Origin of the sequence: uncultured Allobaculum sp., from assembly GCF_948576815.1 — a bacterium.
Lineage (GTDB): Bacteria > Bacillota_I > Bacilli_A > Erysipelotrichales > Erysipelotrichaceae > Allobaculum > Allobaculum fili.
This window is the reverse complement of sequence record NZ_CAPAEZ010000030.1, coordinates 1-13,912: the sequence shown is the minus strand read 5'-3', so window position 1 is coordinate 13,912 and position 13,912 is coordinate 1. Positions and strand designations below refer to the sequence as shown.

Genomic DNA, 13,912 nt, shown 5'->3' with positions numbered 1-13,912 from the left:
GAAAGGGGATGGAAAGCGGCGATCAAGTGCAGGCGAGCGTGCGTCAGCGGACCGATTGCTTCATTCGATGCTTAAAGCGTATTTTCGAGAATCAATTCTTCGGTTTCACCGGAAAGCTTCTTGTCGAACTTTTTCTGATCGTGAATGGCTTTTTCCAGACGGCGGTCCTGGTCGTGTTCCAGACGCATCATCGTCAGCGCGTGCTCAAACTGCGTTTTCTGCGATTTGCGCAGAGACGTAAGAATTACGCCGGTAAAGAAGTTCAGGAAGGCGAACAGGGCGATCATCGTGATGATCATCAGTGTCGGCATTTTGAGCACCAGACCGGTGTTGAGGAATTCAATCCAGATCGGGATGAACAGCGCGAGGGCGATGATCATCAGAATAATGGCGATGGTATTGAAAAACGCGAACGGACGCGTATCGCGAAGAAGACGGCCGATGGTGTACAGAACTTTCGTTCCATCGGAAATCGTGTTCAGTTTGGAAACGCTGCCTGCCGGACGGTCGCGGTAGCGGATCGGCAGCTCTTCGAGCTTCATGTTGTGGTCGAGGGCGAAAATCGTCATTTCGGTTTCGATTTCAAAGCCTTTGGACGTAACGGGGAAGGATTTTACAAAGTCCCAGGAAAATGCGCGAAGACCTGTCATGATGTCGCGGACGTTGGAATCAAAAAACGTGTTGATCAGGCCGCGCACCAGACGGTTTCCGGTGTTGTGGAACAGGCGTTTGTTTTCGGTGAAGTACGTGGAAGAAAGGCGGTCGCCGATGGCCATGTCTGCGCCGTGCTCCAGAACGGCTTTTTCCAGTTTCCTGGCATCTTCGGCCGGGTACGTGTCGTCGCCGTCCACAATGATGTAGCAGTCGGCATCGATGTCGCGGAACATGCTGCGGACAACGTTGCCTTTGCCCTGTTTGTGTTCGTAGCGGACGATGGCGCCGGCGTTTCTGGCGATTTCATCGGTGTGGTCGGAGGAGTTGTTATCGTATACGTAAATCTCTGCGTGCGGGAACGCTTCGGCGTAATCGCGGACGACTTTTTCGATTGTGGCCGATTCGTTATAGCAGGGGATAAGAATTGCAGTCTTTTTCATAATGAGTCCATTATAAAGAAAAAAACAGAGGGCATAAAGCAAAACAGAGGGCATAAAGAAAATAGGATGGGCCCCCCATTCGGATGTTTTTGCCAAAGGCCATGGAGGGAAGAAACAGCCCCAAACGCGGTCTGGGTTCTTTCCAAACCGCCGTCCTGGCCAGGAACCGGCGAAACCGGAAGCGCTGCCCTGCCTCTTTCCTTTACGCCCTTTGCAGCAGAGAACACTCTGCTTGAGGGCAAAGTTCATACAGACAAAAAGAGGATTTGATATGGCAAAAAGCTTTAATATAAACCCCTGGCTGTTTCCGATGCCTGCCTATATGATCGGCACTTATAACGAGGACAGAACTACCGACATCATGATGATGGCCTGGGGCGGCATCTGCGCCGAAGACATGGTGGCGCTGAATCTGGCTGAAGAGCACAAAACGGTCGCCAATCTTAAGGCGAAAGGCGCCTTTACCCTGGCTGTACCGTCAGTAAAGACGCTTCGCGAATCCGATTATCTGGGCACGGTGTCCGGGAATCGCGTTCCGGATAAGTTCGAGCGTACGGGCCTGCATTCTGTGAAGAGCGAACATGTCGACGCACCGGTTATCACGGAGTATCCCATGACGCTCGAATGTGAAGCTGTGGAAATGCAGGAACAGCCGTACGGTCTGCGCATTCTTGGACGAATCGTCAACATCCTCGCCAGTGAGGACGTTCTCGATGAGCAGGGACGCATCGATGCAGGCAAGCTGAACAGCTTTGTCTTCGATTCGATGCGAAACGGTTATTACGCCAGCGGCGAACCAGTCGGTCAGGCCTGGCATTCCGGAGCCGGCCTGCTGAAGAAATAGAAGGTCTTGCCATGGCAAAACGCATTGTGATTCTCAATGGAAGTCCGCAAAGAAAAGGAAATACCGCGGCGCTGACGAAAGCCTTCAGCGAAGGGGCAAAAGCGCGGGCCATACGGTCACGGAGTTTTTCCCGGACGATCCCGGACGATATGAACATCCACGGCTGCCGCGGCTGCTTCTGCGCAAACAGCGCGCTGGAAATGCCGTGCGTACAGCACGACGATATGGCTAAAATTTATCCGGCCATTAAGGAAAGCAATGTCGTCGTCCTCGCTTCGCCGCTCTATTACTGGACGCTCAGCGGTTAGCTTCGTGCGGCGTTTGACCGGCTGGTCGCGCTCGAAGAAGGCAGGGAAAATCTTCTGCGCGGTCATGGTCGGGCCTGCGCGCTGCTGATGTCTGCCGCCGGCGATGAGTTTGAAGATGTCCTGGACTATTACAATCATCTGGCCGAACATCTCCGCTGGAAAAATCTCGGCCATGTTCTGGCTGGAGGAAACGACAGAGATGGCGATGCTGCCGGCTAGCCGGAACTGGAAGAAGTCCGCAGACTGGTCGCATCGATTCAGTAACTTTTACAAATTCTATTATCCGCAGGCAAAGTGAATCGAAAGAACGGCAAAAAGCAGGAGGCGTTTCATCGGGACACCCTCCTGCTTTTCTGTCCGAATCTGGCCCTCCAGAGCGAAAAGAATCCCCATCGAGAGAATCTGAAAAAGAACGGGAAAAGAACGCGTAAGAGAACGTGTAAAAAGCGCAGAGAATCCGACGGAATCCGCCTGAGTTCTCCCGCGTACCATGCCGGAAAAGGAAAACAATCGAATCGCCAGAAGACGCGATGATAGAATAGGCACGGTGATGTCTATGAATTCGCTTGAAAAAGCAAGAAACACAATTGATAAGATTGACGAGCAGCTGGCTTCGCTTTTTGAAGCGCGTATGAAACTCACGGAAATCGTTGCTGCCTATAAAAAAAAGCACGACATGGCGGTCTTTGATGAAAGCCGTGAAGCGCAGGTTCTCGAAAAAGCAAAACAGAGAATCAGCAAGCCGGATCTGAAGGGCGATTTTGCCCAATGGATGCAGACGCTGATGGATCTATCCAAAAAACAGCAGCGGCAGATGCTCAACGCCAACAAAGTGGCTTACTGCGGCGTGGAAGGCGCGTTTGCCTGCTCGGCCACCCGTACGCTGTTTCCGCAGGCGGAAGCCGTATCCTGCGCGAGCTTTGCGGACGTGTTTAAGAAAGTGCAGGAAAACGAAGTCCGCTATGGCGTTGTGCCTCTGGAAAATTCGAATTCCGGTCTGGTCGGCGAAGTGCTCGATCTGCTTTTCGAATCCGGCCTGTACATTGTTGAGGCCGCGGACATCCGCATACGCCAGTGCCTGCTTGGCGTAAAAGGGGCGCAGCTCAAGGAGGTGCGCTGGGTGTATTCGAAAGATCAGGCGCTCTGGCAGTCCAAGACGTTCCTGGACGCGCTGGGCGTGGAGACGATCTGTTATCCGAATACCGCCATGGCTGCCCAGTATATCGCGCAGCAGGCCGATCCGGCAAAAGCCGCGATTGGAGCCAGAGACAACGCGAGCCTCTACGATCTGGACATTCTTGCCGAAAACATCGAAGGCAGCGCCTCGAATACCACCCGCTTTCTGGTCATTTCAGCCGTTCCGAATGCGCAGGAAAATGAGGTTTCCTCTTTGCTTCTGACGGTACCGGACAGCGCGGGCGCTCTGGCGAAAGCCATTAACGTCATTGCCGCTTTTGATCTCAACATGGACAATCTGCAGTCGCGCCCGGTCAAGAGCCGGCCGTTTGAATATTATTTCTTCGTACAGCTGGCCGGTCATACGTCCAGACAGAATGTGGAAGCCTGTCTGCAGGCGTTAAGTGCCGTCTGTACGTCTGTCCGTTCACTGGGCAGCTATTCCATCAGAAAGGACGATCAGTTATGAGTTTTGTAAAAGACAGCGTAAACCGCAAACCGATTGTGGACACAGTATTTGCGATCGTGGATCAGGCCAAAAAGGCCAAGGAAGAACTGGGCGCGGAAAACGTAACCGACGCGGTTATCGGTTCGCTATATACCGAAGACGGCGTTCTGTGCGCGTTTGATACTGTGTTTTCGACGCTGAAGTCGCTCGACAATAAGAAACTGGCCAAATATGCGGTCAGCTTTACCGGAAACCCGGATTTCCAGGAAGATGTTCTGGACTGGGTGCTCGACGGCAATTCCGATTTGTATAAGGAAGTCATCGCCACGCCAGGCGGAACCGGTGCGGTCGGCATGTCGATTGAAAACTGCCTCGAAGCCGGTCAGACGCTGATCATTCCGGAAATCGCCTGGGGCTCTTACTCCCTCATGGCGCAGATGCACAATCTGAAAACAAAATCGTATTCGCTCTTTGAAGGCGATCATTTCAATCTCGACTCCCTGAAGGCGACATGCAAAGCCGTCATGGAAGAGCAGGACCGTCTGGTTCTGATCATCAATGACCCGTGCCAGAATCCGACCGGCTATTCGATGACCAGAAAAGAATGGGAAGACGTGATCGAATTCCTGAACGAATGCTCCAAAACCCATTCGGTCGTTCTGATCAATGATATTGCCTACATCGACTTTGCCTATGAAGGTGCGAAAGCCAAGGAATATTTCCGCTGCTTCGACAAGATTTCGGACGACGTTGCTGTAATCGTTGCCTTCTCCATTTCCAAATCGCTGACCTCTTACGGTCTGCGCTGCGGTGCAGCCATTCTGATGGCGAAAACGCAGGAAGGCGTGGACGAACTGAAAGTCGTCTTCGAAAAGACCGCCCGCGCGACCTGGTCGAACGTCAACAATGGCGCCATGGAAACGTTCTCGACGATCATGCGTACGAAAAAGGATGAATACCTGGCAGAAAAACAGAAGTATGTGGATCTGCTTAAAGCCCGTTCGGATCTGTTTGTAAAACAGGCCGAAGAAGCCGGTCTGGTTCACTACCCGTACAAGGAAGGCTTCTTCGTCACGCTCGCAATGGACAATGACAAGTGCGACCGCCTGCATGCGGCCCTGATGGAAAACCAGATTTACACCGTCAAGGTCAACAAGGGCATTCGCATCGCCGTCTGCTCCATGCCGCTTCACGTCATCGACGGTCTGGCAGCCCGCATTAAAGCGGTCGAAGACCAGCTCGACTAGATCGTTCCAAACAGAAAAAAACGGCGGAAAACCGTTTTCGATTTTCCATCCGCATCAGTATTTCCCTTTTCCTGTTTTTTCTTCAAGTCCGCAAAGCCGCAAGGCCTGCGGGCTTTTTTACTGCCGAAAGCCGCGCATTTCTGTCCGGCTGAAGGCGCGGCCGAATCCCTTCAGAATCCGCTCCGGGACAAAATGTGAGAAATTAACAGGTTTTGAGAGATTTAACATCATATAAAGACAATTTTTATGCACAATAAAAGCAAGCAGATAAAAGTGAGAAAAAATCCTCACTCTGCGCGAAGACAAAATGAGCTGAAAATTACGAGAGGTATCGCGAATTTTAATGGATGGTAAACAAAATCGAATTCGAAATAATTATCAATTCATTGTCAATTATTATGCCGGACAGAACAGAAAAACTAAAATAAATGCGTTAAAAAAATACGCTTTATGATAAAATATCCGTGCTTATACCGAAAAGAAATAATGAAAACGAAATAGATTTGGCAGGTGAAACTAATGGAAAGACAAGCTGGAGTCCTTCTTCCTCTTTTTTCAGTTCCTGGAAACCAGGGAATAGGAGACCTCGGACAGAAAACTCAGATGATGATCGATGAACTGACAGATGCCGGATTCAAGATCTGGTCTATGCTTCCCATCAATCCTGTACACGAACACAATTCGCCGTACAGTGCTGTAACTGCCTATGCCGGGGATCCGATTTACATCAATATTGATCGCCTGGCGGAGATGGGACTTCTGACCCAGAGCAGCGTCATCAACTGCAACAAGTTTAAAAACGCTGTGGACTACGATACAGTCCGTCAGTTTAAAGAACCCTTTTTTCAGAGAGCCTTTAAGGCTTTCCGCAAAAACTATAAAAAATGGAAAGAAGAATTCGAACAGTTCAAGCGTGAAGCGTTCTGGCTGAACAACTGGACCGTTTATGAACTGTTCCGCAATCTGAACGACGGCAAAGGCTGGACCGAGTGGGAACTCGACTACCAGGTATGGCCGGAAAAGCAGGGCATCAACCTTCGTCCTTACGTCGAAGAAGTGTTCTATATTCAGTTTTTGCAGTTTATTTTTTATAAGCAGCTTGACGAAATTACCGCGTACGCGCGCAAGAAAGGCCTCCGGCTCATGCAGGATGTTCCGTTTTACGTGAACATGAACAGCATGGAAGTCTGGTCGCACAAGCGGGAATTCATGGTACAGCCTGACGGCAGACCCATTCAGCTGGCCGGCTGCCCGCCTGATCACTACCACGAACACGGTCAGGTGTGGGACAAGCCGATGTATAACTTTGACTACATCAAGGAAGAGCAGTACGTGAACTTCCGCAATCGATTCATCTGGACCGCCAGGAACTTCGACGCGATGCGGATCGTTCATTTCAAGGGCTTTGACTTTATCTGGAAAGTCCCAGAAGACCGCAACCCGGAACACGGCGCATGGTCCGCCGGACCAGGCCGTCCGCTGCTCGAAATGATCAAGAACGATCTTCCCAACGTGCTCTTTACTGCCGAAGATCAGGGTCTGATGCGTCCGACGCTCAAGGAAATGGAAAAGGAATTTTCCATTCCGGTCATGGATGTTCTGCAGTACCGTATGGAAACCAAACTGCTCAAAAAGGCAGCGGCCCCGCTTTCCGCGGTCTACACCTCGTTTTATGACACCCCGACCATTGAACAGGACTACGCTTCCTTTACCAATAACCGCAAGATCGCCCTTCGCCGCTTCTTTAAAAAGCGCGAATACGAGCACCGTTCGTTCCACGACCTCGTGTGCCACTTTGCGATCAACAGCGAAGCCGTTCTCGTTCTTCTTGCCATGCAGGATATTCTCGGCATCAAGGAACAGGGACGCATTAACGATCCGGAAAACGAAGACGTGCCCAACTGGACGTGGAAGCTGAAAGACTTCAAGACGTTCCCGGATGAGCTCCAGAAAGTAAAAGGCTGGCTCGAAGCCGCTGGACGCATTCCGGCAGAATCGGCCGAAGAAGCCTGATTTTCTAAACCGCAGAGCGGAACAAAACAGGAACACAAATCCATCCCACCGGTTTTCACAGCGAACGATTCGCGCCGAAAACCGGTGTTTTTTCTATGTCGAAATGAAACAGAACAGGACTGGACAAAATAGAAGAGAATGGGACCAAACGGGGCTGAACTGGATCTGGACGGATCTGGACGGAATGGGGCAGAAGGGGACGGACATTTTCTCAGCGTCCGCGGCTGCCCGAAGAAGCAGAGCTTTTTGAGCAGACCGCACGAGTGCCTTTTCGCGGATCTTGCAAACAAAAAGAAAACCGCTTCCGGTCAGGGAAGCGGCAGAGCGGATTTTGAAAGGGACTCCGGCCATGTTACAGGATTACAGATTCAGCCGAGCCCGACGGGGGTCAGGCGGTTGTGGAGTCAGCGGAATCGTCGCGTTTGACGTAGGTCAGTAGAATATCATAGCCAAGAGTTTCAAGAATTTTGATGAACGTCTTGTTGATCAGGTTCTCGTTGTTTTTGATGATTCGGTTGGCGTAGGAAGGGGTGATTCCAATCGCCTGGGCCAGTTTGGCCTGCGTCATCTGAGCCTGTACAGCCTTCACTTTAATATCCAGCTCAAGGTTATTTTTCAGCATTCCATTCGTCTCCTTTCAATTGAGTTACAATGCAATCTTAGAGGGATTGGATTATTTTGTAAACAAAACCAAGAATCCCTTTTAAAAATGTTCGAAATAGTCAAAAAAAACAGCATCCAGTCCAACTTTTAAACCTGTTTCTGAAAGAATCAGTTGATTAAGATGAAAGAAAACACAAAATAAGATATAAATATTAACATTTGCATTTACAGTAGAAACTTTAAAAAATATACGATCCCAATGATAAAACCGTATAAAGATAGCAGTGTCATTACAGGAGTCATCAATTTCGCAAAGATAAAGATAATTTATTTAAATATAGTTTTCTCATGAACAATGGAGTAGATAAATCAACAAAATGCGATTGGAAACCAATCCTAAAAAGATAAACGTAAAGCCATGAAAAAGCGCATGAAACCTGCGAAATTCGCAGAAACACATGCGCTTTCATATTTTTCAGAAATTAAGAAAGATTGGGATATCCCCGTCAGGACAGACCGCCTTTTCCTGAAAAACTGCAGTTTTCAAAAATCGGATGGTCTTCAAAGAGACAATATGCCTCTGTCAAGTCTTAAATCTGTGCCTAGATCGAAACGGTGGCGTTTACGGCAGCGAGCGCCGGCAGTTTTGGTGTCTGCAGGTGCACGCCAAGGGTATGAGCGAGGACTTCTTCCACGCGGGAAACCGGGATGATTTCCAGAGCGTTTTTGACTTCTTCGTCCACCTCAGCCAGGTCGCGTTCGTTGTCAGCCGGAATCAGCACTTTGCGAATGCCTGCACGCATGGCCCCGAACAGTTTTTCCTTCAGACCGCCGATCGGAAGCACTTCGCCGGAAAGCGAAAGTTCGCCCGTCATCGCGATGTGGGAATCGACCGGTTTGCCTAACGCCAGAGAAGCCAGAGCCGTCATGATCGTGATGCCGGCACTCGGTCCGTCTTTTGGCGTGGCGCCAGCCGGGAAGTGGATATGGATATCCTGTTTGGCAAATTCGAGCGTATCGAGCGGCAGATGGGATTTCAGTACGGAATAGGAAATCCGTGCCGATTCCTTCATGACATCGCCCAGCTGACCCGTCAGGATCATCTGGCCGCTGCCGGGCATCGAAGCCGCTTCAATGTAGAGCACTTCGCCGCCTACAGCCGTCCAGGCCAGACCCGTAACGACGCCGACTGGATTGCTTTCCTTCACTTTTTCGTGACGGACAGCGATCGGACCGAAAATGTCCGCCAGATCGTCTTTCGTTACGCATACCGGTCCGGCGTTTTCCACCAGATCGACCGCTTTGACCCGGCAGATTTTCGCCAGCTGCTTTTTCAGACCGCGGCATCCGGCTTCCATCGTGTAGGAATTGATGATTTCACGGATCGCATCGTCTTCAATCTGAAGCTGAGACGCGTCGATGCCGTGTTCTTCCATCACTTCGCCAAGCAGATGGTCTTTGGCAATCACGAATTTTTCCGAAGGCGTGTAGCTCGAAAGGGAAATGACTTCCATACGGTCGAGCAGCGGTCCGGGGATCGTGTCGAGCGAGTTGGCGGTGGCAATGAACATGACATCGCTCAGATCGTAAGGCAGATCCAGGTAGTGATCGGTAAAGGTGTCGTTCTGTTCCGGGTCGAGTACTTCCAGCATGGCTGCCGAAGGATCGCCCGCAAAGCCGCCGGCCATCATCTTGTCGAGCTCGTCGAGAATCATTACCGGGTTGGTGGCTTTGGCGTTTTTCATCGCCTTGAGCAAGCGGCCGCTCATGGCGCCGACGTACGTACGTCGATGATCGCGGATTTCGGATTCGTCACGGATGCCGCCTAAGGACAGACGGGTGTACGGACGATGGAGCGCCTTGGCGATGGATTTTCCCAGAGACGTTTTGCCGGTTCCGGGAGGACCAACGAGCAGAATGGCGCTGCCGCGGTTGGTCTTGCGCAGTTTCATGACCGCAAGGTGCTCGATAATGCGCTGTTTGACTTTTTCCATGCCTGCATGACGCTCATCGAGAATTTCGCGGGCTTTCTGCAGATCGGGTTCGAAGATTTCTTCCTTTTTCCAGGGAAGAGAGAGTGCAAACTCGAGGTAGTTCTTGAGCAGTTCGGCTTCTGCGGACTGCGGGTTGGTGCTTTCCAGGCGCGCAGCATCTTCGAGAAGCGCCTTCTGGTTTTCCTCGGACATGCCGGAAGCGGCAATGCGGGATTTGTAGTCGGAAGCTGGAGAGGTCTCGCCGGCTTCGTCGCTTTCATCGAGCTCGCTCTGGATGGCGTTCAGCTGACGGAGCAGAGCCTGACGGCGATAAAACTCGCTCGCTTCTCTGGACAGCTTCTCGTTCATTTCCATGTTGAGGGTAATTTCCTCTTTCTGGCGAAGGAGATAGTCGATGAAGCGAAGCGCGCGTTCCTTATCGGAATCCATGCAGATCAGCCCGTAGCATTCCGCCGTCGACATGTTGATGTACTGGGACAGGAAGGCGATCAGCTGGTTGAGAGAAGAGTATTCATTCACCCGGCGGGCCAGATGTCTTCCGCCCTGGAAGCCCGAGGAGACTTCCTTAACAAGTTCTTTGATATAGGAAACCATCTGTTTCCTGGATTTGTCGTCAAGATCATCGATGGCCGGAGCTTCGGTCCACTCGCAGAGGGGTCCGTCTGCGCTGCGCGAAACAATGCAGATACGCTTGAGCGCATTGACCATCAGGACGTTTTCGTCTTCTTCCTTTTCGATCCCGGTCGCTTCGCAAAGCAGACCGTACGCGCGGAGATTGTCATTTCCCGGTCGAGCGAGATCGTCCTCACCGCTGAAAACTGCGAAGGGCTCCTGCAGGAGTCGTTCGATTTCGTTTTGCGGCAGATTTTTCAGCCGGAGGATTGTATCAGGCAGCATAAACGTGCCGGCAACTCGCAGAAAAGGTGATTCTGTTCTTTTGTCGTTCAATTTGTAAATCCTCACTTTCTAATGAGTAGACAGTATATATAACTGGTACGGAAAATGTAAATACTATCAAAAAACATACTAACAAAGTTATGTATACCATAGGAGCCGCCGTTCATGGTAAGATAGCCCACGAAAGGGGTGCACGATGCAGAAACTGATTATTTATAAAGATGATGAATGTTCGATGAAACGGGCATGCAAGGCGCTGGAGGGAAAATGGAAAATCCCTGTGATCTACGTTCTGTGTGTCAACGGAACCCTGCGCTACAGTCAGCTTCGCCAGGCGTTAGGCATAACCAACGTCATGCTTTCCAATACCCTGAAAGATCTGGAAGAGGAAGGCCTGATCGAACGCAATGCCTACAACGAAATCCCGCCCCGTGTTGATTATTCTCTGAGCGAACTTTCTCGTGAGCTCGTTCCCGTCCTTCTTTCTTTCTCCCACTGGGGACAGAAGCTGATGGAATGCGATCTGGATTCCGAGGACGAGTGCGATCTTCTCTAAAGCCTGCCCAGCCATTCCTTTTTGTTCAACTTGCCTGTATTCCAAAGGGGTCGAATACTCTGGACGTCTCGAACGGACGTCTTTTTTTCATGGAAAGATGAACGGAGCGGGCTGCTGAAATTTCAAAAAAGCGACCGGTCAGAGAGACAGAAATCTCAAAAAACAAAAAATTCAAAAAGCGAGAAATCCAGAACGGCAGAGGAAAAGGAAGGTACTCCCTTCAGACGGCTCATAGAAAAACCGTGAATCCAAAGGTCGATTCACGGCATGCGCGCATCCAGAGGGATGGACAGTCCAGGCCAGAATAGAGGATACGATGAGCACAAACCCTCTGCTGTACGAACCGGAACAATCTCAGACGCAGAAATCCTGATAGAAAGAGAAAAAATTAAGAAATCTGAAGAATCAGAAAAAGGGCACTCGCCAGAAGGTGCTTTGGAAGGTCCGTGACTGTTCGGATCTGCACGCGGGCAAGAATTCCAAAAAAATATAGATACCAAAAAAATATAGATAACGGATATAAAGCCTGTATACATCCGATCGGATTCTTTACTGAAATCATTTCTTTTGTTCACCGGAGTCTGGTGGAAAAACCCCGCGAGCCGCTGTCATATTGAAAAAAGTCCGGCATTCCGCCGGGGGGGAAAGAAAGAAGCCGATATAATCCAAGTATAAAGATCCCATAAAAGAACGGAATTATGGAAAAGCGTGACAGACACCGATGAACACCGCTTTTTCCAGATTTCGCCAGACCGGGATGAAAGGAGTTTCGTATGAACAAGTCTTCTTTTGGATGGTATCGCGTGCTCTATATTATTCTTTCCATTCTTTACATGTTTGCGGGCATGATGCTCATCACCTATCCGGGAATGTTTGCTGGATCCATGATTTACATGATCGGTTTCCTGGCCATCCTGTATGGATGCATTCTGATCGCTTCCTATTTCATGGCCGTCAATTTCAAGCTTCCCTTTACGCTCATTGCCGGCGGCGTTCTGATTCTGCTTGGCATTCTGATTTGCTGCAATCTGTTTGAAGCGTCGATCGCGTTAGGCGTTATCGCCGCCATCGGTTTCATGGTTGTCGGCGCCTTTAAGATTTATCAGGCCGTATTTGTTAAGAACATCGGCATTTCCAGCTGGTGGTCCATTCTGCTTCTCGGTATCTGCAACCTGATCATCGGTCTGATTCTGATTTTCAATTTGAACGATTCCGGAACTCTGATCACCGTTCTGATTGGTACCAACCTGTTAGTCAACGGCGTATCCGACCTGATGCTTGGCATCATGGCTTTCTAGTTCCGTTCGTTATACCTGTTTTACCCCTTTCTATATTTTCTCCTCTCCAGTAGTTTGAGGCGTTTCCTCCTTTCTCTTGGGCAGCCGGTCTGTGCAGACCGGCTGCCTTTTTATAGTTCGGGCACCACAGCCCGCAGAAAAAATGGCCAATGCTAGTCTGAAGACAGAATCAGTTACAGGCTTCGGCAAGCCGGTATGTAAAGCCGGAAAAGCGGATCGAAGAGAATTTCTTCTTACTCAAGGTGTTTCAAAAAGAATTTCCGCCGCGATCTGTTCGAACGCCGAAGCAGAAAGGAAGCACGAATATGGAAGAAGCCATGATGGACCCTTCTCGAGTCATTTATCAGACAAATGCGGACAATACAGCCCGTTATGTCATTGGAGAAAAAGGGGACAACCCTCTGATTGTAATGAGCATCAACCCGTCGCACGGAACGCCAGAACGCACGACCCCGACACTTGGCACCATCCGTCACATCGCTCAGGCGTACGGCTATGACGGCTGGATTGTTCTCTGCCTGTATCCGCAGCGCGCAACGCATCTTGACGAACTGGACGAAGTTGCCAATCCGCAGTGGATCGCCGAAAACGATAAAGTTATCGCCGACATTTTCTCGCAGTATCCCAATCACAGGATCTGGGCAGCCTGGGGCACACACTACAAAATGAGAAGCTATTTCCCGGAATGCCTCTCCAACATTCTTAAGATCGCCGATCAGTACGGCATGAGCTGGATGCATTATGGAACGCTCGATGAAGACGGAACTCCGCGCTATTGCCTCTATCTGGAAAACGGAGAAGGCTGGGCGCCCTTTGATGCACAGGCGTTCCTGAACCGCACATTCTAAAATCAGGCTCTAAACGCCAGTACCAGATTCAGAAACCAAATTAAAAACACCAAATATTTCGCATGAAAAACGGATGCCGCACAAACGCAAAGCGGCATCCGTTTTCTGTTTCCGGCGCGCCTGAACCGATTCCGACCGTTCTGTCGAGGGATCGTCTTTGAACCGGGAATCTGTAAGCGCACCGTAAGACAGTGAGAATAGAATTCCAGAGCAGAGATCTTTATAATTTTTTCAGCGCATCCATTTTTTGTTGATGAATCCGCACGAAAGAGCAGACAGAAAATGTACAGACAGGAGAAAAAGACGCATGGCAGATCCAAGAAAAACGACCCGCAAGCCGGGAAAGAAAAAGGAAAAAAGCAAAATTCATAAAGGCCGTCTGGCGATTCTCATTGCTGCGTTTGCTCTGGTAATCGCCGCAGCTGGTGCCGGCGTATATGGGCTTGGACGTCTGATTTTTTCTTCTTTTCAGAGCGAAACACGAAGTACCGATGTCAACGGGGCCATTCTTCCTTTTGAAAACCATGCGCCGACCAATGCTGTTCACTTAAGCTTCACAAGCTCACTTACAAATCAGGTTAGTTCC

At 50.2% G+C, this 13,912-nt stretch carries 13 protein-coding genes; 10 read left to right on the top strand and 3 right to left on the bottom strand.

The features are described 5' to 3' along the window. Positions 1 to 71: 71 nt before the first annotated feature. Positions 72 to 1,094 carry a glycosyltransferase family 2 protein gene (locus Q2J39_RS05715; protein WP_230266489.1) on the bottom strand — a complete coding sequence of 341 codons (1,023 nt, stop codon included), beginning with the start codon at positions 1,092 to 1,094 and terminating at the stop codon, positions 72 to 74. Between the two features lie 271 nt (positions 1,095 to 1,365). On the opposite strand from Q2J39_RS05715, the gene Q2J39_RS05710 reads away from it, so the two are divergent. The 6 genes from Q2J39_RS05710 to malQ all read left to right on the top strand — a co-directional run bounded on the left by Q2J39_RS05710 (position 1,366) and on the right by malQ (position 7,130). Then, positions 1,366 to 1,938, top strand: coding sequence for a flavin reductase family protein (locus tag Q2J39_RS05710; protein WP_288339360.1), 573 nt, complete (start codon positions 1,366 to 1,368; stop codon positions 1,936 to 1,938). 11 nt (positions 1,939 to 1,949) lie between these two features. Further along, positions 1,950 to 2,246, top strand: a complete 297-nt coding sequence (locus Q2J39_RS05705; protein ID WP_288339362.1) for a flavodoxin family protein — start codon at positions 1,950 to 1,952, stop codon at positions 2,244 to 2,246. A gap of 87 nt (positions 2,247 to 2,333) precedes the next feature. Then, on the top strand, positions 2,334 to 2,465 hold the full coding sequence (locus tag Q2J39_RS05700) for a hypothetical protein (RefSeq protein WP_288339364.1): 132 nt from the start codon (positions 2,334 to 2,336) through the stop codon (positions 2,463 to 2,465). 337 nt (positions 2,466 to 2,802) lie between these two features. Further along, a complete protein-coding gene (locus Q2J39_RS05695; protein ID WP_288339366.1) occupies positions 2,803 to 3,891 on the top strand; it encodes a bifunctional chorismate mutase/prephenate dehydratase in 1,089 nt (362 codons plus the stop codon). Next, positions 3,888 to 5,117: a pyridoxal phosphate-dependent aminotransferase gene (locus Q2J39_RS05690; protein WP_230266494.1), complete on the top strand. Its 1,230-nt coding sequence runs from the start codon at positions 3,888 to 3,890 to the stop codon at positions 5,115 to 5,117. The genes Q2J39_RS05695 and Q2J39_RS05690 overlap by 4 nt, the downstream gene beginning before the upstream one ends. 519 nt (positions 5,118 to 5,636) lie before the next feature. Beyond that, positions 5,637 to 7,130 (top strand): 4-alpha-glucanotransferase, encoded by a 1,494-nt coding sequence (gene malQ, locus Q2J39_RS05685; protein ID WP_230266496.1) that lies wholly within the window; start codon positions 5,637 to 5,639, stop codon positions 7,128 to 7,130. A 388-nt stretch (positions 7,131 to 7,518) separates the two neighbouring features. Here the strand turns inward: malQ and Q2J39_RS05680 are convergent, their stop codons facing one another. Then, the gene (locus Q2J39_RS05680) at positions 7,519 to 7,752 is read right to left on the bottom strand and encodes a helix-turn-helix transcriptional regulator (protein ID WP_230266497.1); all 234 of its coding nucleotides are present in this window, start codon (positions 7,750 to 7,752) and stop codon (positions 7,519 to 7,521) included. 583 nt (positions 7,753 to 8,335) lie between these two features. After that, positions 8,336 to 10,624 (bottom strand): endopeptidase La, encoded by a 2,289-nt coding sequence (lon, locus tag Q2J39_RS05675; protein ID WP_288339370.1) that lies wholly within the window; start codon positions 10,622 to 10,624, stop codon positions 8,336 to 8,338. A 196-nt stretch (positions 10,625 to 10,820) separates the two neighbouring features. On the opposite strand from lon, the gene Q2J39_RS05670 reads away from it, so the two are divergent. The 4 genes from Q2J39_RS05670 to Q2J39_RS05655 form a co-directional block, all read left to right on the top strand. Further along, positions 10,821 to 11,180: a helix-turn-helix domain-containing protein gene (locus tag Q2J39_RS05670; RefSeq protein WP_230266499.1), complete on the top strand. Its 360-nt coding sequence runs from the start codon at positions 10,821 to 10,823 to the stop codon at positions 11,178 to 11,180. Positions 11,181 to 11,953: 773 nt separating this feature from the next. Then, the gene (locus Q2J39_RS05665) at positions 11,954 to 12,478 is read left to right on the top strand and encodes an HdeD family acid-resistance protein (RefSeq protein ID WP_230266500.1); all 525 of its coding nucleotides are present in this window, start codon (positions 11,954 to 11,956) and stop codon (positions 12,476 to 12,478) included. Between the two features lie 305 nt (positions 12,479 to 12,783). Continuing rightward, positions 12,784 to 13,326, top strand: a complete 543-nt coding sequence (locus Q2J39_RS05660; RefSeq protein WP_230266501.1) for a DUF1643 domain-containing protein — start codon at positions 12,784 to 12,786, stop codon at positions 13,324 to 13,326. A 307-nt stretch (positions 13,327 to 13,633) separates the two neighbouring features. Then, positions 13,634 to 13,912: hypothetical protein (locus tag Q2J39_RS05655; protein ID WP_288339373.1), on the top strand; the 279-nt coding region annotated here is incomplete at its 3' end.